General features: G+C 61.8%; 21 protein-coding genes. 15 read left to right on the top strand and 6 right to left on the bottom strand.

All coding sequences use genetic code 11. The features are described from left to right. Positions 1-72: 72 nt before the first annotated feature. The 5 genes from ruvX to J4E42_RS06655 form a co-directional block, all read right to left on the bottom strand. The gene (gene ruvX, locus J4E42_RS06675) at positions 73-510 is read right to left on the bottom strand and encodes a Holliday junction resolvase RuvX (protein WP_007945492.1); all 438 of its coding nucleotides are present in this window, start codon (positions 508-510) and stop codon (positions 73-75) included. Next, positions 510-1082 carry a YqgE/AlgH family protein gene (locus J4E42_RS06670; protein WP_032832312.1) on the bottom strand — a complete coding sequence of 191 codons (573 nt, stop codon included), beginning with the start codon at positions 1080-1082 and terminating at the stop codon, positions 510-512. Before J4E42_RS06670 ends, ruvX begins: the two co-directional genes overlap by 1 nt. A gap of 180 nt (positions 1083-1262) precedes the next feature. Beyond that, the gene (locus tag J4E42_RS06665) at positions 1263-2162 is read right to left on the bottom strand and encodes an energy transducer TonB (RefSeq protein WP_008026197.1); all 900 of its coding nucleotides are present in this window, start codon (positions 2160-2162) and stop codon (positions 1263-1265) included. A 77-nt stretch (positions 2163-2239) separates the two neighbouring features. After that, positions 2240-3193 carry a glutathione synthase gene (gene gshB / locus J4E42_RS06660; protein ID WP_008026199.1) on the bottom strand — a complete coding sequence of 318 codons (954 nt, stop codon included), beginning with the start codon at positions 3191-3193 and terminating at the stop codon, positions 2240-2242. Between the two features lie 201 nt (positions 3194-3394). Continuing rightward, a complete protein-coding gene (locus J4E42_RS06655) occupies positions 3395-3565 on the bottom strand; it encodes a hypothetical protein (RefSeq protein ID WP_157214348.1) in 171 nt (56 codons plus the stop codon). On the opposite strand from J4E42_RS06655, the gene pilG reads away from it, so the two are divergent. From pilG to madM, 15 genes are all read left to right on the top strand, one after another. Further along, the gene (gene pilG, locus J4E42_RS06650; protein WP_008026200.1) at positions 3554-3958 is read left to right on the top strand and encodes a twitching motility response regulator PilG; all 405 of its coding nucleotides are present in this window, start codon (positions 3554-3556) and stop codon (positions 3956-3958) included. The two genes, J4E42_RS06655 and pilG, sit on opposite strands and share 12 nt — an antisense overlap. A 57-nt stretch (positions 3959-4015) precedes the next feature. Then, positions 4016-4381 (top strand): twitching motility response regulator PilH, encoded by a 366-nt coding sequence (gene pilH, locus J4E42_RS06645; protein WP_007897961.1) that lies wholly within the window; start codon positions 4016-4018, stop codon positions 4379-4381. 10 nt (positions 4382-4391) lie between these two features. Next, entirely contained in the window at positions 4392-4925 is a 534-nt protein-coding gene (locus J4E42_RS06640) for a chemotaxis protein CheW (protein WP_008026202.1), read from the top strand. A 148-nt stretch (positions 4926-5073) separates the two neighbouring features. Further along, the gene (locus J4E42_RS06635; RefSeq protein WP_008026203.1) at positions 5074-7131 is read left to right on the top strand and encodes a methyl-accepting chemotaxis protein; all 2058 of its coding nucleotides are present in this window, start codon (positions 5074-5076) and stop codon (positions 7129-7131) included. Positions 7132-7168: 37 nt separating this feature from the next. After that, positions 7169-13174 carry an Hpt domain-containing protein gene (locus tag J4E42_RS06630; RefSeq protein WP_207284874.1) on the top strand — a complete coding sequence of 2002 codons (6006 nt, stop codon included), beginning with the start codon at positions 7169-7171 and terminating at the stop codon, positions 13172-13174. Next, positions 13167-13622, top strand: a complete 456-nt coding sequence (locus tag J4E42_RS06625; RefSeq protein ID WP_008045056.1) for a chemotaxis protein CheW — start codon at positions 13167-13169, stop codon at positions 13620-13622. Before J4E42_RS06630 ends, J4E42_RS06625 begins: the two co-directional genes overlap by 8 nt. Positions 13623-13823: 201 nt before the next feature. Then, a complete protein-coding gene (mdcA, locus tag J4E42_RS06620; RefSeq protein ID WP_008026213.1) occupies positions 13824-15494 on the top strand; it encodes a malonate decarboxylase subunit alpha in 1671 nt (556 codons plus the stop codon). Further along, a complete protein-coding gene (locus J4E42_RS06615) occupies positions 15494-16369 on the top strand; it encodes a triphosphoribosyl-dephospho-CoA synthase (protein ID WP_207284873.1) in 876 nt (291 codons plus the stop codon). The genes mdcA and J4E42_RS06615 overlap by 1 nt, the downstream gene beginning before the upstream one ends. Next, a complete protein-coding gene (locus J4E42_RS06610) occupies positions 16369-16668 on the top strand; it encodes a malonate decarboxylase subunit delta (protein WP_008026217.1) in 300 nt (99 codons plus the stop codon). Before J4E42_RS06615 ends, J4E42_RS06610 begins: the two co-directional genes overlap by 1 nt. After that, on the top strand, positions 16661-17512 hold the full coding sequence (locus J4E42_RS06605) for a biotin-independent malonate decarboxylase subunit beta (RefSeq protein ID WP_008026220.1): 852 nt from the start codon (positions 16661-16663) through the stop codon (positions 17510-17512). The genes J4E42_RS06610 and J4E42_RS06605 overlap by 8 nt, the downstream gene beginning before the upstream one ends. Beyond that, complete coding sequence (mdcE, locus tag J4E42_RS06600; RefSeq protein ID WP_192227554.1) at positions 17509-18312, top strand: biotin-independent malonate decarboxylase subunit gamma; 804 nt, start codon at positions 17509-17511, stop codon at positions 18310-18312. The genes J4E42_RS06605 and mdcE overlap by 4 nt, the downstream gene beginning before the upstream one ends. Further along, a complete protein-coding gene (locus J4E42_RS06595; protein ID WP_207284872.1) occupies positions 18306-18926 on the top strand; it encodes a malonate decarboxylase holo-ACP synthase in 621 nt (206 codons plus the stop codon). The genes mdcE and J4E42_RS06595 overlap by 7 nt, the downstream gene beginning before the upstream one ends. Further along, entirely contained in the window at positions 18923-19834 is a 912-nt protein-coding gene (gene mdcH / locus J4E42_RS06590) for a malonate decarboxylase subunit epsilon (protein ID WP_207284871.1), read from the top strand. The genes J4E42_RS06595 and mdcH overlap by 4 nt, the downstream gene beginning before the upstream one ends. Positions 19835-19899: 65 nt before the next feature. After that, positions 19900-20316, top strand: a complete 417-nt coding sequence (gene madL / locus J4E42_RS06585; RefSeq protein ID WP_207284870.1) for a malonate transporter subunit MadL — start codon at positions 19900-19902, stop codon at positions 20314-20316. 1 nt (position 20317) lies between these two features. Continuing rightward, positions 20318-21082: a malonate transporter subunit MadM gene (gene madM / locus J4E42_RS06580; RefSeq protein WP_008026230.1), complete on the top strand. Its 765-nt coding sequence runs from the start codon at positions 20318-20320 to the stop codon at positions 21080-21082. A gap of 110 nt (positions 21083-21192) precedes the next feature. Here madM and J4E42_RS06575 read toward each other — a convergent pair whose 3' ends face one another. Next, positions 21193-22107 carry a LysR substrate-binding domain-containing protein gene (locus J4E42_RS06575; protein WP_008033325.1) on the bottom strand — a complete coding sequence of 305 codons (915 nt, stop codon included), beginning with the start codon at positions 22105-22107 and terminating at the stop codon, positions 21193-21195. Between the last annotated feature and the right edge of the window lie 31 nt (positions 22108-22138).

Here is a 22138-nt window from a genome sequence, read left to right as displayed (position 1 = left end):
TCTTGGGCCCGGGCCGGGTGCTGCTGGCGGTGGCTCGGGTTGTCGCTATAGAGAGTCGCTTGTTACGGCTCTTCAGGATTCGAACAGTGCGCTGTTTTCATCGAGCCAGCCTTGCAGCAGCAGGGCGGCGGCGATGGCGTCGACCGGGTTGTCGCGGTAACTGCCCTTTTGCCCGCCGCGATCACGTCGTTCGCCCTTGGCTTCAAACGTGGTCAGACGTTCATCGTGGGTATAGAAGGGCAGGTTGTAGCGACCGTTGAGGCGGCGGGCGAACTTCTCGGCGCGCAGGCACATGTCGCTGGGCGTGCCGTCCATATTCAACGGCAGGCCGACCACCACGGCATCGGGCTTCCACTCTTTGATCAGCGCTTCGACCTGATTCCAGTCGGGCACCCCGTTTTGTGCCTTCAAGGTGCACAGCTCGCGGGCCTGGCCGGTAATCACCTGGCCGACCGCCACGCCGATCTGTTTGGTGCCGTAGTCGAAACCCAGAATCAGCCGCAGGGCCATCAGGCGTGTCCCGCCTGGCTGGTGAGCAGGCTGAGGTTGACGCCCAGGTGCTTGGCCGCTGCTTCGAGGCGCAATTCGCTGCTGGTGTTGAACAGGATGTCGGCATCGAACGGGCAGGTCAGCCAGGCGTTCTGCGCCAGTTCGGCCTCAAGTTGTCCGGCTTCCCAGCCTGCGTAACCGAGGGCGATCAGGCTTTTTGCCGGGCCGACGCCATCGGCGATGGCGAACAATACGTCCTGGGAGGTGGACAACGAGAGGTCGCCTTCCAGATCAACGGTCGCCTGAAACTGCTTGCCTGACGGGTGCAGGACAAAACCGCGATCGGTCTGCACCGGGCCGCCGATGAAGATCGGCACATGCTGGCAGAGCAGCGGCGGCTCGATATTGGGGCGCAATTGCTCGAGGATATCGGCCAGATTCAGGTCTTGCGGACGGTTGACCACCAGCCCCATCGCACCATTGGCCGTGTGCTCGACGATGTAGGTCAAGGTGTGGGCAAAGTTCGGGTCGGCCATGTGAGGCATGGCGATCAGGAAGTGATGCTTGAGGTAGCTTGGGCTGACGTTCTTCATGAGCGCTAGTGTGGCGTTGGAGGGGCGAACTGACAAGCTGGGGATGCCGCAATTTGGCTGTCGACACAGATCAAATGTGGGAGCGAGCCTGCTCGCGATGACGGCGGCACATTCAAAATTGAGGTGTCAGACAGACCGCCATCGCGAGCAGGCTCGCTCCCACAGGGTTGTACGCTGTGGTTAATTACTGGACAGTCGGTCCCCGCGCGCAAATTTCCAGGTGCGGATGATTTCCAGTCGGTCGATGTCCGACAAATCCCCGGTAAACGGCGAAAACGGCGCAGCCAGCCGCACAATTCGCTGCGCTGCCTGATCCAGCAGCGGTTGCCCGGACGACTCCAGTACCAATACTTCAAAAAGCGAGCCGTCGCGGTTGATCGAGACCATCAAGCGCAAATTGCCGTAAATCTGTTTGCGCCGCGCTTCATCCGGATAATTGAGGTTACCGATGCGCTCGACCTTTTTGCGCCACTCATCCTTATACCAGGCGCCTTTGTCGCGCATGGTCGAGGCCGCGCTCAGGCGGTGGATACGCGGGCGCTTGGCGTACAGCTGTTGTTCGTTGGCCAGTTCCGCTTCGAGGCTGGCGATGTCGCTGGACAGCTGTTCACTGTCGAACGTCGGCGCGGCGATGGCGGGTTTGGTGGCAGGTTTGGGCTCTTCGGTCTTGGCCGCGGCTTTCTTCGGCTTCGGCGCGACGGTGGTCACGGCAGCCTTGGGCGCTGCTTCCTGGACTTCAGGCTTGGCGGCCGGCGGTGGCGTGACTTTTTGCACCTTGTTGTCCTGGAACGGCGCGACCTCGGTGGTCTTGGGAATCGCCTTTTTATCCAGGGTGCCGCTGCCTTCCTGATTTTCCTGCGCGAGGAAGTCGGCCTTCGCCGGTTTCTTTTCGCTCTTGAAGGTGGCGAGGGTGATTTCCAGGGTTTTGCTGATTTGCTTGGGTTCGACCATCGTAAAGCCGACGCCCAACAGCAAGGCCAGGTGAATCAACGCCGCGAGAAACAGGGTAAATCCGAGGCGATCGGCCGGGCGCACGCCACGATGGGCGAGTTCAGCGGGCAGATCGGACGGAAGTGTCATGACAAGAAAACCAACATCGCGTTTTTCAGAGGCCGCGCATGATAGCGCAATGTTGGTTTCATCTTGGGTGTTCTATATCAACGGGCCTTGAGCTTCTGATCGATGGCATCCATCAACAGGCCGCCGATGTCGGTGCCGAACGCGTTATCAATCTCGCGAATGCAGGTCGGGCTGGTGACGTTGATCTCCGTCAGGTGCTCGCCGATCACGTCGAGACCCACGAACAGCAGGCCTTTCTCGCGCAAGGTCGGGCCGACCTGGGCAGCGATCCAGCGATCCTTGTCGCTCAGCGGACGGGCTTCGCCACGACCACCGGCGGCGAGGTTACCGCGGGTTTCGCCGGCCGCCGGAATCCGCGCCAGGCAATAATCCACCGGCTCGCCGTCGATCATCAGGATGCGTTTGTCGCCGTCCTTGATCGCCGGCAGGTACGCCTGGCCCATGATCTGCTGGGTGCCCAGCGCGGTCAGGGTTTCCAGGATCACCGACAGGTTCGGGTCACCTGCGCGGTGACGGAAGATCGAGGTGCCGCCCATGCCGTCCAGCGGCTTGAGGATCACATCGCCATGTTTGGCGGCGAACTCACGCAGCACGTCGGCGCGGCGGCTGACCACGGTCGGCGGCGTGCACTGCGGGAACAATGTGGCGAACAGTTTTTCATTGCAGTCACGCAGGCTCTGCGGCTTGTTGACCACCAGCACGCCCGCGCGCTCGGCTTGCTCGAGCAGATAAGTGGAGTAGACGAACTCCATGTCGAACGGCGGATCCTTGCGCATCAGGATCACGTCCAGATCGCTCAGCAGCGCGTCGGTCTCGTCTTCCAGCTCGAACCATTTTTCCGGGTTGGCGAAAACTTTCAGCGGCCGCATCCGCGCCCGGGCTTCACCTTCGCCTTGATACAAGTCGCGCTGTTCCATATAGAACAGTTCCCAGCCGCGCTTCTGTGCGGCCAGCAGCATGGCCAGCGAGCTATCCTTTTTATAGGAGATGCTGGCAATGGGATCCATGACAATCCCGACGCGAACGCTCATGGGTTTTTCCTCTGAAGTGGGGGAGGCCTATGTAAGTCCCTGTAGGAGCGAGCCTGCTCGCGATGGACTTCAGGACACCGCGCTTATCCTGCTGGCACGCGTCATCGTTGACGACCATCGCGAGCAGGCTCGCTCCCACAAAAGATCAATCCAAAGGACCGTATAAAAGTGGCGTCAGAGTGGCGCTGAGTGTGTTCCCGGTCAAGGAAAAACCACTTCAAAGGACGCCCGATAGATTGCATTTGGAGACTGTGCTAAAAAGGCTGCCATGTCGTGCTGGCCCTTGAGTATCAAGGGTTTCAAGCCGCCGGTAACCGGAAAACGGACAATTTGATTCGCAAAGGCGACGGTAGAGCATTTATGGGCCAGCATTCCAGCGCCTTGAAGGTCATGGTCATCGACGATTCGAAGACGATTCGTCGCACCGCCGAAACGCTGTTGAAGAATGTGGGTTGTGAAGTCATTACGGCCATCGATGGTTTCGATGCGCTGGCAAAGATTGCCGATCATCATCCCGGCATCATCTTTGTCGACATCATGATGCCGCGTCTGGATGGCTATCAGACCTGCGCTTTAATCAAGAACAACAGTGCGTTCAAGTCCACGCCAGTGATCATGCTGTCGTCCAAGGACGGGTTGTTCGACAAGGCCAAGGGGCGCATCGTCGGCTCCGACCAGTTTTTGACCAAGCCTTTCAGCAAGGAAGAACTGCTTAACGCGATCCAGGCCCATGTACCGGGCTTCGCCGCCGTTTTGCCGCAGTAGGACACGCACAGTGACGCTCGGCCAGCGGGCCCGGCGTCGACAAGAATGGGGAAAACCATGGCACGTATTCTGATCGTCGATGATTCGCCGACCGAAATGTACAAACTGACCGGCATGCTGGAAAAGCACGGTCATGAAGTGTTGAAAGCCGAAAACGGCGCCGACGGCGTGGCCCTGGCCCGTCAGGAAAAACCCGACGCCGTGCTGATGGACATCGTCATGCCCGGCCTCAACGGTTTCCAGGCGACCCGTCAGTTGACCAAAGACCCGGAAACCGGGCACATCCCGGTGATCATCATCACCACCAAGGATCAGGAAACCGACAAGGTCTGGGGCACGCGCCAGGGCGCCAAGGATTACCTGACCAAACCGGTCGACGAAGACACCCTGATCAAAACCCTGAACAACGTGCTGGCCGGTTGATCACCCGACCATGACCGAGTCGTTGACCGCCTTCGAACTGCTGCTGCAGATCGACCAGCGCTGTCGTCTGCTGGCGGCGGATCTGCCGTCGCAGCCAACCCGACAGGACAGTTGGAGCGGCATCGGTTTTCGTTTGGGCGAGGCGTGGTACGTCGCGCCGATGGGTGAAGTCAGCGAAGTCCTGCATGAACCGCGCTTCACCCAGTTGCCGGGGGTCAAGCCTTGGGTCAAGGGCGTGGCCAACCTGCGTGGGCGCTTGCTGCCGATGATGGATTTGAGTGCCTTTTTCGGGCACGAATTATCGGCGGTGCGCAAGCAGCGGCGAGTGCTGGTGGTGGAGCATAACGAGGTGTTTGCCGGGTTGATGGTCGATGAGGTTTTCGGCCTTCAGCACTTTGCCCAGGACAGCCTGGAGCCGGTGGATAACTTGAGTGGCCCGATTGCACCGTTCATCAAGGGCCGGTTTCAGCGTGAGCAGAATTGGCAGGTGTTCAGCCCGTTTGCGCTGGTGCGGTCGCAAAGCTTCATGCATGTAGCGCTGTAACCCCGGATCCCTTGTGGGAGCGAGCCTGCTCGCGATTGAACGATAACGCGGTGTTCCTGAGACACCGCGGCGCCTGAATCGCGAGCAGGCTCGCTCCCACAGGAGACCTTCGGTGTGCTTTAGGGTGTTGGTTAACAGGCGAGGACCGATGATAAAAGCTAAAACAGGCAAGCCAGAAGGATCGCGCAGCCGCTCGCAGATCATCGCGCTGTTCATCGCGCTGATTGTCTTCATCATGCTGCTGTTCGCCAACTTCGCTTACCTCAACACCCAGGCCTCGTACGATAAACAGTACATCGGCCACGCCGGTGAGCTGCGCGTGCTGTCCCAGCGCATCGCCAAAAACGCCACTGAAGCCGCCGCCGGCAAGGCCGCGGCGTTCAAGTTGCTCAGCGATGCGCGCAACGATTTTGCCCAGCGCTGGGGTTATCTGAAGAAGGGCGACCCTTCCACCGGGCTGCCGCCAGCACCGTCCGCCGTGCGCCCGGAAATGCGCGCCGTGCAGCTGGATTGGGAGCGCGTGCTGAAAAACACCGACGCGATCCTCTCCAGCGAACAGACGGTTTTGTCGCTGCATCAAGTCGCCGCCACCCTCGCTGAAACCGTGCCGCAGTTGCAGGTCGAGTACGAAAAAGTCGTCGAAATTCTCCTGCAACGCGGCGCGCCCGCCGCTCAGGTGGCGATGGCCCAGCGTCAGTCGTTGTTGGCCGAACGTATCCTCGGCGCGGTAAACACTGTGCTGTCCGGCGACGAAAATTCGCAACAGGCCGCCGACGCGTTCGGCCGCGACGCCGCGCGTTTCGGCCTGGTGCTCACGGGTATGCTCCAGGGCAATCCGGCACTGAAAGTCAGTCAGGTCGAAGACCACGATGCCCGTGCCCGCTTGATCGAGATTTCCGAGCTGTTCGAATTCGTCTCGGGTTCGGTGGATGAAATCCTCGAAACCTCGCCGGAGCTGTTCAAGGTCCGCGAATCGGCGACCAACATCTTCAGCCTGTCGCAAACCCTGCTCGACGAAGCCTCGCATCTGGCCTCAGGGTTCGAAAACCTCGCCAGCGGGCGCAATACAGACACCATTGGCGGCTACGTGCTGGGTCTGGCGGCGCTGATGTCGATCATCCTTATCGGGATGGTGATGGTGCGCGAAACCAATCGTCAGTTGCGCGAAACCGCCGAGAAGAACGAGCGCAACCAGAACGCGATCATGCGCCTGCTCGACGAGATCGAAGACCTGGCCGACGGCGACCTGACCGTAACCGCTTCGGTGACCGAAGACTTCACCGGGACCATCGCCGATTCGATCAACTATTCCGTGGACCAGCTGCGCGATCTGGTGGCGACGATCAACCTCACCGCCGGCCAGGTCGCCGCCGCCGTGCAGGAAACCCAGGCCACTGCCATGCACCTGGCGCAGGCCTCGGAGCATCAGGCGCAACAAATCAGCGAAGCCTCCACCGCGATCAACGACATGGCGCAGTCCATCGATCAGGTGTCGGCCAACGCCGCCGAGTCTTCGGCGGTGGCCGAGCGCTCGGTGGAAATCGCCAACAAGGGCAACGAGGTGGTGCACAACACCATCCACGGCATGGACAACATTCGCGAGCAGATCCAGGACACGGCCAAGCGCATCAAGCGCCTCGGCGAGTCTTCGCAAGAGATCGGCGACATTGTCAGCCTGATCGATGACATTGCCGACCAGACCAACATTCTTGCACTCAACGCCGCGATCCAGGCCTCCATGGCCGGTGATGCCGGGCGCGGTTTTGCGGTGGTGGCTGACGAAGTGCAACGGTTGGCCGAGCGCTCGTCCGCCGCGACGCGGCAGATCGAAACCCTGGTGCGGGCGATCCAGGCCGACACCAACGAAGCGGTGATTTCCATGGAGCAGACCACCACCGAAGTGGTGCGTGGCGCGCGTCTGGCGCAGGATGCCGGTGTGGCTCTGGAAGAAATCGAAGGCGTGTCGAAAACCCTCGCGGCGTTGATCCAGAGTATTTCCAACGCGGCACAACAGCAGACGTCTTCGGCCGGGCAGATTTCCCTGACGATGAACGTGATCCAGCAGATCACCACGCAGACCTCGTCCGGTTCCACCGCTACGGCCGAGAGCATCGGCAACCTGGCGAAAATGGCCAGCCAGCTGCGACGTTCGGTGTCCGGTTTCACCTTGCCGGCCGCCAAGGCGCAGACTGTGGATAAAGTGTGAGGCGCCCGAGGGCGTTCGAACGATGAACGGAGTGGTTATGGGTGATCGGCACGACTATGTGGCCCTCGAATGGGTCAAAGGCGAGATTGCCGAAACACTGAAAGTGGCGCACCAGGCGATTGAAACGTTGCTTGATGACCCTCAGGCGACGCACGCCCTCAGTGAATGCCTGGCGTGCATCCATCAGGTTCACGGCAGTTTGCAGATGGTCGAGTTCTACGGCGCGGCCCTGCTCGCCGAAGAAATGGAACAACTGACCGCCGCCTTGCAGCAGAACCGCGTCATTCATCGTGACGAAGCGATCCACTTGTTGCTGCAAGCGATCGGTCAATTGCCGATCTATCTCGACCGCGTACAAGGCGCGCGCCGCGACCTGCCGCTGGTGGTGTTGCCGTTGATCAACGACCTGCGCAGTGCCCGTGGCGAAAGCCTGTTATCGGAAACCAGCCTGTTCACCCCGCAATTACCGGACTTGCCGCCACTGGATGACGAGGCGCTGGCGCTGCTGGAGCCGGCGGATCTGCCGAACGTGCTGCGCAAATTGCGCCAGATGTTGCAGATGGCCCTGGTCGGGTTGCTGCGCGAACAGGATGACGACACCCATCTCGGTTACCTGAGCACCGTATTTTCACGCCTCGAAGGGCTGTGCGGGAATGCGCCGCTGAGCCCGTTGTGGCACGTTGCCTCGGCGCTGGTCGAAGGCATGCGCGGCGGCTCGATCGCCAACAGCCCGGCCCTGCGCAGCCTGTTCAAGGACGCCGACAAAGAACTCAAGCGCCTGCTTGAACAGGGCATGTGCGCGATCAATCAGCCGGCACCGCCGGAGTTGCTCAAGAGTTTGCTGTTTTACATCGCCAAAGCCGAACACCCCACCGGGCAGATGCTGACCATGAAAGATCGCTATGGACTGGACGATGCGCTGCCTGACAGCGCGATGGTCGACGAAGAACGGGCGCGGCTGGCCGGCCCAGATCGTGATGCCATGCGCTCGGTGCTGGCCGCGCTGTGCGAAGAACTGGTGCGGGTCAAAGAACGCCTCGACCTGTTCGTGCGCAGCGACCGCCAGCATGCCTCGGACCTCGATAGCTTGCTGGCACCCTTGCGGCAAATCGCCGACACCCTGGCGGTGCTCGGTTTTGGCCAGCCGCGCAAGGTCATCATCGATCAGCTCGCGGTGGTGTTGAGCCTCGCTCAGGGGCAACGCGAACCCAACGACGCGATCCTGATGGATGTCGCCGGCGCCTTGCTTTACGTCGAGGCGACGCTCGCCGGGATGGTCGGCACGGTCGAACCGGAGAGCCAGGAAGACAGCCGCCTGCCGACCACCGACCTGACGCAGATCCACCAGATCGTGATCAAGGAAGCACGCATCTGCCTGCAACAGGCCAAGGACATGATCGTCGACTACATCGACGCCGACTGGGACCGCCAGCATTTGCAACCGTTGCCGGCCTTGCTCACCCAGGTGCGCGGCGCGCTGGCGATGATCCCGCTGAGCCGTGCGGCGAGCCTGATCGACGCCTGCAATCACTTTATCCGCGAGCATCTGCTGCTGGACCCGGACCAGCCTGGCTGGCAGGCGCTGGATAGCTTGGCCGACGTCATCACCAGCATCGAGTATTACCTTGAACGCCTGAGCGACGACGCTGAAGCGTCCGGTGAACAATTGCTCGACGTTGCGGAAAAGAGCTTGGCAGCGCTCGGCTTTTTCCCCAGCGAACACAATGTCCCTGTGCTGGATGAAGTGCTCAGCCCGAGTGAGGCGCAGGTGATGCAGGACCAGCAGGAACTGGACGATCCCGACGTCGTCCAGACCCTGGCCGATGTCCTCGCCAACCCGGTGTCGGCGGTCAATCCACCCGCCCTGAATACGCCGGGCAGCCTGTTGCCACCGCCTCCGGGTGAAGAACCGGTGGACGATGAACTGCGTGAAGTCTTCCTCGAAGAAACCGACGAGGTCCTGGAAATCCTCCGGGAATACTTGCCGCGCTGGGCGGCCAACCCCGAGAGCGAATCGACCCTGGGCGAACTGCGCCGAGCTTTCCACACCCTCAAAGGCAGTGGCCGGATGGTGCGCGCGCTGGTGTTGGGTGAACTGGCGTGGGCCGTGGAAAACCTGCTCAACCGCGTGCTGGAACGCAGCGTTGAACCGGGGCCGGCGGTGCAGCAACTGCTCGGCGATGTATTGAATCTGCTGCCGGAACTGGTGGCTGAATTTGCCGGCAATGCTCAGCGTCAGCGCAACGACGTCGACCAATTGGCCGCCCGCGCACACGCACTCGCCAAGGGTGACAAGCCGTTGGCCGACGAGGACGTGCAGGATGTCGCCGCCCTCGATCCGTTGTTGCTGGAGATCTTCCGCAACGAAGCCGAAACCCATCTGGCCAGCCTCAACCGCTTCCTCGATCAGGCCGCCGAACATGTGCCGTTGCAGGCCAGCGACGAACTGCAACGTGCCTTGCACACGCTCAAAGGCAGCGCCTCGATGGCTGGCGTGTTGCCGATTGCCGAGCTGGCGACGCCGCTGGACAAACTGGCCCGTGAATACAAGGCGCACCTGATCGCGCTGGACCTCGACGAAGTCGAGCTGCTGCTGGAAGCCGAAGGCGTGTTTCGCGTCGGGCTGCGACAGCTCAAGGTCGATCCGTTGGCCGAGATTCCCGGGGCCCGTTCGTTGATCGATAGAATCCAGGCGCTGCTGGCCGAGCGCCTGGAAGCCCTGTTGAGCACGCCGAGCATGGCGCTCAGAACCAAGCGCGATCCGCAGTTGATCAACAATTTCCTGGCCCAGGGCATGGACATCCTGCTGGACGCCGAAAGCCTGTTGCAGCGTTGGCAGCAGCACCCCGGTGAACGTCAGGAACTCAGCGCGCTTCTGGATGAATTGACCACCCTCGGCGAAGGCGCGCACCTGGCCGATCTGCATCCGGTGGATGAGCTTTGTGAAGCCTTGCTCGATCTCTACGGCGCCGTGGAAGAAAGCAGCCTGGCAGTCAGCGACCGGTTTTTCCACGAGGCGCAAAGTGCCCACGAAGCGCTGATCAACATGCTCGACGAACTCGCGGCCGGTCAGGAAGTCAGCCCGCAACCGGAGCGCATCCGGGCCTTGCGCGGCTTGCTCGATGAGAGCCTCGACCCATCAGCCATGGGCCTGATTCGCAGCGACGGCAGCCGCACCCTGAGCATTCGCGAACTAAGCAGCGCCACCGCCGAACTGGCACAAACCCCTGTAGGAGCCGGCTTGCCGGCGATGGACTCACAGGCGCCGCATTCATCCAGTGAAAACGCGTCATCGTTAACGACCATCGCCGGCAAGCCGGCTCCTACAGTGGACAGCGCTGTTGATCTCGACGACGAGATCGTTTCGATCTTCCTCGAAGAAGCGGTGGACATCCTCGAAAGCGCCGGTCAGGCCTTGCAGCGCTGGCTGAAAGACCCGGACAACGCCGCGCCGTTGTTGTCGTTGCAGCGGGATCTGCACACGCTCAAGGGCGGTGCGCGTATGGCCGAAGTCGAGCCGGTCGCAGGCCTCGCCCATGAGCTGGAAAGCCTTTACGAAGGGCTTGTCGATCGCCGTTACTGCCACAACGAAACCCTGGCGCAGCTGTTGCAACAGAGCCATGACCGACTGGCGCAACTGCTTGAGCAATTGCAGCACCACAAACCACTGGATGATCCGGGTGAGCTGATCGAAGCCATTCGCCAGTTCCGCCAAGGCAACGCCAGTGCGCCAGAAGTCGCCGAGCCTGTGCGGGTCGAGGACTCGCCGGGGCATGATCCGGAGTTGCTGGAGATCTTCCTCGAGGAAGGTTTCGACATCATCGAAAACTCCGGCGCTGCGCTGGTTCGCTGGCAGGCCGAACCTGCCAATCGTCAGGAAATGGAAACCCTGCTGCGCGATCTGCACACCCTCAAGGGCGGTGCGCGGATGGTGGAAATCGGCCCGATCGGCGACCTCGCCCATGAGCTGGAATTTCTCTACGAAGGCTTGTCCGCCGGTGTGTTGAAACCGACCGCCGCGCTGTTCGGGCTGTTGCAAAGCAGCCATGACCGACTGGCGCAGATGCTCGACGCGACCCGCGCCGGTCAACCGTTGCCACCAGCGGATCGGCTGATCGACGCGATCAGGAATTTCAGCCATCCGGAAGTGCTGGAGTCACCCGTTGCCGCACCGGTTGCACCCAAGATCGAGCCGCTTGCGCCGCAAGCCGATACCGGTGCCGACATGGTCAAGGTCTCGGCAGAGCTGCTCGACGATCTGGTCAACCTGGCCGGGGAAACTTCAATCTTCCGTGGCCGAATCGAACAGCAGGTCAACGATGCGCGCGTGGCGCTGAACGAAATGGAAACCACCATCGAGCGCATGCGCGATCAATTGCGCCGGCTCGATACCGAAACCCAGGGCAGGATTCTCAGCCGCCAGCAAGTCGACGCCGAACGCTCGGGCTACGAAGAATTCGACCCGCTGGAAATGGACCGTCACTCGCAGTTGCAGCAGCTGTCGCGGGCACTGTTCGAATCTGCCTCTGACCTGCTCGACCTCAAGGAAACCCTCGACCGGCGCAATCAGGACGCGGAGAACCTGCTGCAACAGCAAGGCCGCATCAACACCGAATTGCAGGAAGGCCTGATGCGCTCGCGCATGGTGCCGTTCGAGCGGATGTTGCCGCGCTTGAAGCGCATCGTCCGCCAGGTCTCCAGCGAGCTGGGCAAGGAGGTGGAATTCGTGGTCGGCAACGCCGAAGGCGAGATGGACCGCAACGTCCTCGAACGCATGGCCGCGCCGCTGGAACACATGCTGCGCAACGCGGTGGACCATGGTCTCGAATCCGCAGACGTGCGCATCGCGGCCGGAAAACCGGCGCAAGGGCGGATCACCCTCGACCTGTCCCGCGAGGGCGGCGACATCATTTTCGACATCCGCGACGACGGCGCCGGCGTGCCGCTGGACGCGGTGCGGCGCAAGGCAATCAAGCGCGGGCTGCTCGCCGCCGACAGCGACATCAGCGACCGCGACGTGCTGCAGTTCATCCTGCAACCGGGGTTCTCCACGGCCGAGAAAATCACCCAGATTTCCGGGCGCGGCGTGGGCATGGACGTGGTTCATGAAGAAGTCCGGCAACTCGGCGGCACAATGAGCATCGACTCTGTGGCGGGGCAGGGCGTGCATTTTCGCATTCGCCTGCCGTTCACCGTGTCGGTCAACCGGGCGCTGATGGTGCAGTGCGCTGAGGATCAATATGCGATCCCGCTGAACACCATCGACGGCATCGTGCGTGTGTTGCCCAACGAACTCGAAGGGCATTACCGGCTCGATCCGCCGACTTACAAATACGCCGGGCAGCACTATGAACTGTGCTACCTCGGTGAACTGCTGAAAACCAGTACACGCCCGAAACTGTTGGGCCAGAGCCTGCCGTTGCCGGTATTGCTGGTGCAATGCAACGAGCGCCAAATCGCGGTGCAGGTCGATGCCATGGCCGGCACCCGCGAGATTGTGGTGAAAAGCCTCGGCCCGCAATTTGCGGCCGTGCAGGGTTTGTCCGGGGCGACGATTCTGGGCGATGGCCGCGTGGTGCTGATTCTCGATCTGCTGGCGCCGATCCGCGCGATGCAGGCGCAGGTGCCGCAACGACGGCTGCTTCAAGACCCTGAACCCGAGCCGCACAAGCCCTTGCTGGTCATGGTGGTCGACGACTCGGTCACCGTGCGCAAGGTCACCAGTCGTTTACTCGAACGCCACGGCATGAACGTGCTGACGGCCAAGGACGGCGTCGATGCCATGCTGCTGCTCGAAGACCACATGCCGGACCTGATGCTGCTGGACATCGAAATGCCGCGCATGGACGGTTTCGAAGTCGCCACCCAGGTGCGCGCCGACGAGCGACTGCAACACCTGCCGATCATCATGATCACCTCGCGCACCGGCCAGAAACACCGCGACCGCGCCATGGCCATTGGCGTCAACGACTACCTCGGCAAGCCGTATCAGGAATCGGTGCTGCTCGAAAGCATTGCCCTGTGGAGCAAAACCCATGCTTGAGCATCGCACCAGCAACCTCACCGGGCTGCTGCTACCCCTGGCCGACCGCAACCTGATTTTGCCCAACGTCGCGGTAGCGGAGTTGATCGACTATCAGCCGGGGGCTTTCGATCTCGATACTCCGCCGTGGTACCTGGGGCGGGTGAGTTGGCGGGAGCGGCAGATTCCGTTGCTCAGTTTTGAGTCGGCGTGCGGCGATAAAATCGTCATTGGCGAGCGCGCGCGGATCGTGATTCTCAATGCCCTGGGCGGGCGGCCTGAGCTGAAATTTATCGCGTTGCTGGTGCAGGGGATTCCTCGTTCCTACAAGCTCGACAGTCAGCTCAGCTATGTGGATGTGCCGTTATGTGCGCTGGAACAGGCGGCGGTGCAGGTGGGCGATCAAGTGGCCAAGGTGCCTGACTTGCTGGCGCTGGAGGAGTTGCTTGTGAGTGCCGGGTTGACCTGACTGGCCCCTTCGCGGGCAAGCCTCGCTCCTACAATGGATCGGGGCGCACACAAAACCCCTGTAGGAGCGAGGCTTGCCCGCGAAGGCGTCTGTCCTGCCAACCATTACCCTGACCGTAACGATCCGTCTCTCTGCTTGATTGATGCCCCCCACCCAACCCTCCTAATGTGACTCCCACGACAGCGAACCCGTGGAGTGGTCATGACAACAACAATATCCCCCGACTCGCGATGGACGCGGCGGCGCAGCGAAAAGCAGCGGCGTCTGGCGTTGGTCAAGGGCCTGGCTGACGGTGTGGTGCTGCCCACCGACAACATCGTGGCAGCGCTGGAGGCGTTAATCCTGCCCGGCGACCGCGTGGTACTGGAGGGCAACAACCAGAAGCAGGCGGATTTCCTTTCGCGCTCCCTGGCCAAGGCCGATCCTGCCAGGCTCCACGACCTGCACATGATCATGCCCAGCGTCGGGCGCTCCGAGCATCTGGACCTGTTCGAACGCGGCATCGCCCGCAAGCTCGATTTCTCTTTCGCCGGCACCCAGAGCCTGCGTATCAGCCAATTGCTGGAAGACGGCCTGCTGGAAATCGGTGCGATCCACACCTACATCGAGCTCTACGCACGATTGGTGGTCGACCTGATTCCCAACGTCGTGCTCTCGGCCGGTTTCATGGCCGACCGCGCCGGCAACATCTACACCGGCCCCAGCACCGAAGACACGCCTGCATTGATCGAACCAGCGGCCTTCAGCGACGGCATCGTCATCGTTCAGGTGAACCAGCTTGTAGACGACGTCACTGACCTGCCTCGCGTCGACATCCCCGCGTCCTGGGTCGATTTCGTGGTGGTGGCCGACAAGCCGTTCTACATCGAGCCGCTGTTCACCCGCGACCCACGGCACATCAAGCCTGTGCACGTGCTGATGGCGATGATGGCGATTCGCGGGATCTACGAAAAACACAACGTGCAGTCGCTGAACCACGGCATCGGTTTCAACACCGCCGCCATCGAATTGATCCTGCCGACCTACGGCGAATCCCTCGGCCTCAAAGGCAAGATCTGCCGCAACTGGACACTCAACCCGCACCCGACCTTGATCCCGGCGATTGAAAGCGGCTGGGTCGAAAGCGTGCATTGCTTCGGCACCGAACTGGGCATGGAAAACTACATTGCTGCGCGGCCGGACGTGTTCTTCACCGGGCGCGACGGGTCGCTGCGTTCCAACCGGATGTTCAGCCAACTGGCGGGGCAATACGCGGTGGACCTGTTCATCGGCGCGACCCTGCAAGTCGATGGCGACGGCCATTCTTCCACCGTGACTCGCGGGCGCCTGGCCGGTTTCGGCGGGGCACCGAACATGGGGCATGACCCGCGTGGGCGGCGTCACGGCACGCCGGCCTGGCTCGACATGCGCCACGGCGATGCGCCGGAACCCTTGCTCGAACGCGGCAAAAAACTCGTGGTGCAAATGGTCGAGACGTTCCAGGAGGGCGGCAAACCGACCTTCGTCGAAACCCTCGACGCGATTGAAGTGGCGAAGAAAAGCGGCATGCCGCTGGCGCCGATCATGATTTACGGCGACGACGTCACCCACCTGCTGACCGAAGAAGGCATCGCCTATTTGTACAAGGCGCGTTCGCTGGAAGAGCGTCAGGCAATGATCGCCGCCGTCGCTGGCGTGACTGCCATCGGCCTGCGTCACAACCCGAAAGACACCGCCCGGATGCGTCGCGAAGGCTTGATCGCCTTGCCTGAAGACCTCGGCATCCGGCGCACCGACGCCACCCGCGAATTGCTCGCCGCCAAAAGCGTGGCCGATCTGGTCGAGTGGTCCGGTGGTCTCTACAACCCGCCCGCCAAGTTCAGGAGCTGGTAATGCACGCATTCAACCTGCAACCCAAACCTCTGTCGCTGGCCGAACGGCTGGCGGACCTGGCAGTGGACGCGCTGATCGACGAAGCGGACCTGTCGCCGAAACCGGCGCTGGTGGATCGTCGCGGCAATGGCGCACACACCGATTTGCACCTCGGGCTTATGCACGCTTCGGCGTTGTCGCTGTGGCCAGCATTCAAGGAAATGGCGGAATCGGCCATCGCGTTTGGCGAAGTCGGTGTACCGCTGCGCGAAGCGATTGGGCGGATTGGCCGGGAAGGCGAGCAAACCATGCTCGGCACCACTAACGGTGTGAATACACATCGGGGCGCGATCTGGGCGTTGGGCCTGCTGGTCACTGCCGCCGCGCTGGACTGCTCGAATATCCACGCAAGCACGGTGACGTTGCGCGCCGCCCGACTGGCGATACTCGACGACCGTTTCGCCCCGCGTCCTCTGAGCCACGGCGCGCAAGTCGCCCAACGTTACGGCGCGCGCGGTGCCCGTGAAGAAGCCCAGCTCGGTTTCCCTTCGGTGATTCAACGCGCACTGCCGCAACTCAAACGCAGCCGCGCCGCCGGCCATGGCGAACAGAACGCCCGGCTCGATGCGCTGCTGGCGATCATGACTCAACTGAGTGACACCTGCGTGCTCTACCGCGCCGGCGAACAAGGCCTGCACACCATGCAACTCGGCGCCCAGGCAGTGCTCGACGCGGGTGGCAGCGCCAGCCTTGCCGGTCGCCGTCGCTTGCATGAACTGGACGAACAATTAATCGCGTTGAATGCCTCGCCCGGCGGCGCTGCGGACTTGCTCGCAGCCTGCCTGTTCATCGACCGCATTGCGTCGGCTGACGGCATCAACCAGGGAGCGTTTTGATGGAAACCTTATCCTTTGAATTCCCCGCCGGGCAGCCGCCACGCGGTCGCACGCTGGTGGGTTGTGTCGGTTCGGGCGATCTGGAAGTGCTGATCGAACCGGGTCAGGCCGGCAAGCTGACCATCAAGGTGCAGACCTCGGTCAATGGCGCCGAACAACGCTGGCAGCATCTGTTCGCACGGATGTTCGACGGCCAGACACCACCGGCAATGGCCATCGATATCCACGATTTCGGCGCGACCCCCGGCGTGGTGCGCTTGCGTCTGGAACAAGGCTTTGAGGAGATCGGCCATGACTGACAGTGCAGCGCTCCTCCACAAGCACAGCTTCATCGAGCTCGGCGCCCGACACCGGGCGAAAGCCTTGCTCGACGCCGGTACCTTCCGCGAATTGCTTGACCCGTTTCAACGCGTCATGTCGCCCTGGCTGTCGCGCCAGGGCGTGGTGCCGCAAGCTGATGACGGCGTGGTGATTGCCAAGGGCAGCCTCGGCGGTTTGCCGGTGGTGATCGCCGCCATCGAAGGCGCTTTCCAGGGCGGCAGCCTCGGTGAAGTCGGCGGGGCGAAGATTGCCGGTGCGCTGGAACTCGCCGCTGAAGACAACCGCAACGGCATTCCAACCCGCGCCGTGTTGCTGCTGGAAACCGGCGGCGTGCGCTTGCAGGAAGCCAACCTCGGGTTGGCGGCGATTGCCGACATTCATGCGGCGATTGTCGATCTGCGCCAGTACCAACCGGTGATCGGCGTGGTGGCGGGCAGCGTCGGCTGCTTTGGCGGGATGTCGATTGCCGCCGGGTTGTGCAGCTATTTGTTGGTGACTCAGGAAGCGCGTCTTGGCCTGAACGGCCCACAGGTGATCGAACAGGAAGCCGGGCTTGAGGAATACGACTCCCGCGACCGTCCGTTCATCTGGAGCCTGACCGGTGGCGAGCAACGCTTTGCCAGCGGTCTGGTGGATCGCTTTGTCGCTGATGACGTGGCGCAGGTCCGGCAACAGGTCAGTGAGTTGCTGCAACAGGGCTTGCCGGAACAACAACGCAGTCGTCAGGCCGATCTGTTCCTGCAACGGCTGGCCCGCCTGGACGCCGAACCGCAAATCGATGCGGCGACGGTTCGGGATCTGTATCAAGGAGAGCGCTCATGAGTTCGTATTCCCTGCGAGGTTTGAACTGGTTCAACGCCTTGAGTGCAGGCGCGAAACCGGTGGAGGGTTTGCCTGCATCACTGAAAGCCGCTGATGGTGTGGTGGGCGAACAACCGGTCCGGTTTATCGCGGTGGTGGCAGATCCCGACAACCGTTTCGTCCGCGCTCGCAACGGTGAAGTGGGTTTGCTGGAAGGTTGGGGGTTGGCCAAGGCTGTGGATGAAATCATCGTGGCTGACGCTGATAAATCGCATAAGCGCGCCGTGATCGCGATCATCGATGTGCCGAGTCAGGCTTACGGTCGGCGCGAAGAAGCGTTGGGCATTCATCAGGCACTGGCCGCTGCGGCGGACAGTTATGCCCGCGCCCGGTTGGCTGGCCACGCCGTGATTGGTTTGCTGGTGGGCAAGGCGATGTCCGGAGCGTTTTTGGCTCATGGCTACCAGGCTAACCGGCTGATCGCCCTGCGTGATCCGGGCGTGATGGTGCATGCGATGGGCAAGGCGTCAGCGGCGCGGGTGACCTTGCGCAGTGTCGAAGAATTGGAAGCACTGGCCGCCAGCGTGCCGCCGATGGCGTATGACATCGACAGTTACGCCAGTCTCGGTTTGCTGTGGGAAACCTTGTCGGTGGACCAGATTGAGCAGCCAACATCAGCGGATCTGGCGCGGGTGACGGAATGCCTGAATCTGGCGATTGGCGATGTTGCCGCAAGCGGTCGCGATTTGAGCAGCCGCTTGGGCGCGAGCAACCGCGCCGCGTCGAGCACGGTTCGCCAACTGCTGAGAGCGCAGTGGTGAGCACGTTTCTGGCTCACGACCTGCTGTGGGGGATGACCCCGGAGCAGTTGCCTGCGCAGGCGCCTGCGTGGGTGATCGAGTCGATCCGCGTGGGTCAGCCGGTGGTGGTTCGGCGTGCGTTGAGTACGCCGGGTTTCATCGCGGTCGGGGTGCGTGGACGGTTGCGTGAGCAGCGGTATGCGACGGTGATGGCGGTCGATGCGGTTCAGCGTCGGGTCACACCGGAAGCGCTGTGTCATGTCTCGATCGATCGGGATTTGCCCGCCGTGCAGGCCCTCAACCAGTTGCGGCCGTTGCTCGATGGCTGCGGTTGGGTGTGGGGCGTCAGCGGCAGTGCCGGATTTGAATTGGCCAGTGGCGTTGTTGCCTTGCATGAGGGCAGCGATCTGGATCTGATCCTGCGTACGCCGCAGGTTCTGGAACGGTTGAAGGCGCAGGAACTGCTGAAAATTCTGGACCGCGCCAAGTGCCAGGTGGACATGCAATTGCAGACGCCATTTGGTGCCGTCGCCCTGCGTGAATGGGCCGGTCCTGCGCGTCGGGTGTTGCTGAAAAACGCCAGTGAAGCCTGTCTTGTGATTGATCCGTGGAACCCGCAGGAGCAAGCAGCGTGAGCAGTTTGCTGGTGTTCCCCGGCCAGGGCGCGCAGCAGCCGGGCATGCTCCATCGTTTGCCTCGCGAGACGGTGATCGAGGCGAGCGAAGTGCTTGGCGAAGACGCATTGCAGCTGGATTGCGCTGAAGCATTGAAATCGACACGGGCGGTTCAGCTGTGCCTGTTGATTGCCGGTGTCGCGGCTTCGCGTCAGTTATCGATGACGCCGGATTACGTGGCGGGCTTGTCCATTGGTGCTTATCCGGCCGCCGTGGTTTCGGGTGCCTTGAGCTTCAGCGATGCGCTGCATCTGGTCAGCTTGCGCGGTGAATTGATGCAGCAGGCTTATCCACACGGCTACGGCATGACCGCGATCATCGGTCTCGATTTATCCACAGTGGAAGGCTTGCTGGCGCAGGTTCACAGCGTCGATACGCCGGTTTACCTGGCCAACATCAACGCCGATAACCAGGTGGTGATTGCCGGCAGCGACGGTGCGATGAAGGCCGTCGCCGAGTTGGCGAAAGGACGCGGCGCAGGCCTGGCCAAGCGCCTTGCCGTCAGCGTGCCGTCGCACTGTCCGTTGCTGGATGCGCCGGCGAAAACCCTGGCCGAAGCCTTCGCCAATGTGAAATTGAAAGCGCCGACGGTGGGCTACCTGAGCGGCAGTCGCGCGCGGCCAATCATCAACATCGAAGCCTTGCGCGAAGACCTGGCTTACAACATGTGCCGCATCGTCGATTGGCGCGGCACGGTACAAAGCGCCTACGAGCGCGGCGTACGGCTACAGATCGAACTGCCGCCCGGTGCGGTGCTGACCGGGCTGGCGCGCCGGGTGTTCGAGCAGGGCACCGTGATTGCCTTCGACGGGGCGCGGCTCGACACCTTGCAGGCGCTGTTGCGTGAGGAGGGAAGCCACCAACTCTAGACCTCCGACTCAGGCCTTCGAACAACAAAAACAACATTCGACGATGCACTTTGAGGACTACAACAATGATTATTTACGGTGTGGCGCTGTTGGCGATCTGTACGCTGGCTGGGGTGATTCTGGGCGATGCGCTGGGCGTATTGCTGGGCGTCAAATCCAATGTGGGCGGGGTCGGGATCGCGATGATCCTGCTGATCTGCGCACGGTTGTGGATGCAAAAGCGCGGCGGCATGACCAAGGATTGCGAGATGGGCGTCGGCTTCTGGGGCGCCATGTACATTCCGGTGGTGGTGGCGATGGCGGCACAACAGAACGTCGTGACCGCCTTGCACGGCGGCCCGGTGGCGGTGCTCGCGGCCATCGGTTCGGTGGTGCTCTGCGGCTGCACCATTGCCCTGATCAGCCGGACCCACAAAGGCGAACCGTTGCCTGATGAGCCTGCGGAACTCACGCCCCTCGGCACGCCAGTAGGAGGCCGCTGATATGTTGGAAGTCATCGAGAAAGGCTTGGCAACTAACGGTCTGGTCACGGCGTTCGCGTTCGTTGGCGTGATCATGTGGGTGTCGGTGGTGTTGTCCAAGCGCCTGACGTTCGGACGGATTCATGGCTCGGCGATTGCCATTGTCATCGGCCTGGTCCTGGCGTGGGTCGGCGGCACCATGACCGGCGGGCAAAAAGGCCTGGCGGACCTGACACTGTTCTCGGGTATCGGTTTGATGGGCGGCGCGATGCTGCGCGACTTTGCCATCGTCGCCACGGCGTTCGAAGTGCAGGCCACCGAAGCGAAAAAGGCCGGGATGATCGGCGTGATCGCGTTGTTGCTGGGCACGGTGTTGCCGTTCATTGTCGGGGCGAGCATTGCCTGGGTGTTCGGTTATCGCGATGCAATAAGCATGACCACCATCGGTGCGGGCGCGGTGACGTACATCGTCGGGCCGGTGACTGGCGCGGCGATTGGTGCGAGTTCCGATGTGGTCGCATTGTCGATTGCCACCGGGTTGATCAAGGCGATTCTGGTGATGGTCGGCACGCCGATGGCAGCGCGCTGGATGGGGTTGGATAACCCGCGCTCGGCGATGGTGTTTGGCGGGTTGGCCGGCACGGTCAGCGGTGTGACCGCCGGGTTGGCGGCGACGGATCGGCGGTTGGTGCCTTATGGGGCGCTGACGGCGACGTTCCACACCGGGCTTGGGTGCTTGCTTGGGCCATCGTTGTTGTACTTCATTGTTCGCGGGATTGTTGGTTAGTCCGGGAGTTGTAGCGATTGTTATGACGCCATCGCGAGCAGGCTCGCTCCCACAGGGGATTGCATTCCAAATGTGGGAGCGAGCCTGCTCGCGATGGCCGCGCCTCGGTCTTAAGCCTGGCGATTGGCATACATCCGACACTCCGCCAGCAGCGCGAGCAAATTCGGATCGCGCTCCTTGGCCTTCAAAAACACCACGCCGATGTGCTGCTGCAACCGATACTTTTCCTGCAACGGAATCAGTTTCACCCGGTTCTCATACACCGCTGCAATCCTTCCTGGCAGCAACGCATAACCCACCCCCGAACTGACCATGCTCAGCAGGGTGAAGATGTCGTTGACCTGCATCGCCACCTTTGGCTCGAACCCCGCCTGTTTGAACACCCGATTGCCATCCTGGTGCGTGGCGAAGCCTTGGGTCAGGGTAATGAACGTCTCGTCGCGGACTTCGGCCAGATCGACTTCCGTGCGTTGGGCAAACTTCGAGTCCGCCGGGGTGGCCAGGAAGATGTCATCGGAAAACAGCGGGATCTGCTCGCAATCCGGGTCATTCACGCTCTCGTCCAAAGACACCAGGATCGCGTCGACTTCCATGTTCTTGAGCTTGTACAACAGGTCGAAGTTCGAGCCGAGGATCAGGTCGATGTTGAGTTCGCTGCGGCGGATTTTCAGGCCCATGATCAGTTGCGGCACGGTCTTCACCGTCAACGAATACAACGACCCCAGCTTGAAGCGCTCAGCCGAGAAGCCAGCGGCTTCGCGGGTCAGGCGCACGGTTTCGACTACGTCCTGAATCAGCTTTTGCGCCCGTTCTTCCAGCACGTAAGCACTTTCCAGCGGCGTCAGGTTACGGCCTTCGTGCTTGAACAGCGGGCAGCGCAGGGCACTTTCCAGGGAGTGGATCGCCCGGTGCACGCTGACGTTGCTGGTCTGCAATTCGGCAGCGGCGCGAGCCAGATTGCCGGTGCGCATGAAGGCGAGGAACACCTCGAGTTTTTTCAGGGTCAACTCTTCATCGATCAGCATGGGCGTGACTCTTATTCGAATGGCTCGATTG

The sequence above is a fragment of the Pseudomonas sp. FW300-N2A2 genome (assembly GCF_017351735.1).
Lineage (GTDB): Bacteria > Pseudomonadota > Gammaproteobacteria > Pseudomonadales > Pseudomonadaceae > Aquipseudomonas > Aquipseudomonas migulae.
This window is presented reverse-complemented; position numbering and strand designations above follow the sequence as displayed.

What these genes read in the sequence shown, in the direction of transcription:
- J4E42_RS06640 (WP_008026202.1), top strand. Translation starts at nt 4,392, where the DNA reads ATGACCGAGTCGTTGACCGCCTTCGAACTGCTGCTGCAGATCGACCAG.
- J4E42_RS06575 (WP_008033325.1), bottom strand. Translation starts at nt 22,107, where the DNA reads ATGCTGATCGATGAAGAGTTGACCCTGAAAAAACTCGAGGTGTTCCTC.
- J4E42_RS06670 (WP_032832312.1), bottom strand. Translation starts at nt 1,082, where the DNA reads ATGAAGAACGTCAGCCCAAGCTACCTCAAGCATCACTTCCTGATCGCC.
- J4E42_RS06605 (WP_008026220.1), top strand. Translation starts at nt 16,661, where the DNA reads ATGACTGACAGTGCAGCGCTCCTCCACAAGCACAGCTTCATCGAGCTC.
- J4E42_RS06630 (WP_207284874.1), top strand. Translation starts at nt 7,169, where the DNA reads ATGGGTGATCGGCACGACTATGTGGCCCTCGAATGGGTCAAAGGCGAG.
- J4E42_RS06615 (WP_207284873.1), top strand. Translation starts at nt 15,494, where the DNA reads ATGCACGCATTCAACCTGCAACCCAAACCTCTGTCGCTGGCCGAACGG.
- J4E42_RS06635 (WP_008026203.1), top strand. Translation starts at nt 5,074, where the DNA reads ATGATAAAAGCTAAAACAGGCAAGCCAGAAGGATCGCGCAGCCGCTCG.
- pilG (WP_008026200.1), top strand. Translation starts at nt 3,554, where the DNA reads ATGGGCCAGCATTCCAGCGCCTTGAAGGTCATGGTCATCGACGATTCG.
- J4E42_RS06610 (WP_008026217.1), top strand. Translation starts at nt 16,369, where the DNA reads ATGGAAACCTTATCCTTTGAATTCCCCGCCGGGCAGCCGCCACGCGGT.
- mdcE (WP_192227554.1), top strand. Translation starts at nt 17,509, where the DNA reads ATGAGTTCGTATTCCCTGCGAGGTTTGAACTGGTTCAACGCCTTGAGT.
- J4E42_RS06625 (WP_008045056.1), top strand. Translation starts at nt 13,167, where the DNA reads ATGCTTGAGCATCGCACCAGCAACCTCACCGGGCTGCTGCTACCCCTG.
- madM (WP_008026230.1), top strand. Translation starts at nt 20,318, where the DNA reads ATGTTGGAAGTCATCGAGAAAGGCTTGGCAACTAACGGTCTGGTCACG.
- gshB (WP_008026199.1), bottom strand. Translation starts at nt 3,193, where the DNA reads ATGAGCGTTCGCGTCGGGATTGTCATGGATCCCATTGCCAGCATCTCC.
- mdcA (WP_008026213.1), top strand. Translation starts at nt 13,824, where the DNA reads ATGACAACAACAATATCCCCCGACTCGCGATGGACGCGGCGGCGCAGC.
- J4E42_RS06665 (WP_008026197.1), bottom strand. Translation starts at nt 2,162, where the DNA reads ATGACACTTCCGTCCGATCTGCCCGCTGAACTCGCCCATCGTGGCGTG.
- ruvX (WP_007945492.1), bottom strand. Translation starts at nt 510, where the DNA reads ATGGCCCTGCGGCTGATTCTGGGTTTCGACTACGGCACCAAACAGATC.
- pilH (WP_007897961.1), top strand. Translation starts at nt 4,016, where the DNA reads ATGGCACGTATTCTGATCGTCGATGATTCGCCGACCGAAATGTACAAA.
- madL (WP_207284870.1), top strand. Translation starts at nt 19,900, where the DNA reads ATGATTATTTACGGTGTGGCGCTGTTGGCGATCTGTACGCTGGCTGGG.
- J4E42_RS06655 (WP_157214348.1), bottom strand. Translation starts at nt 3,565, where the DNA reads ATGCTGGCCCATAAATGCTCTACCGTCGCCTTTGCGAATCAAATTGTC.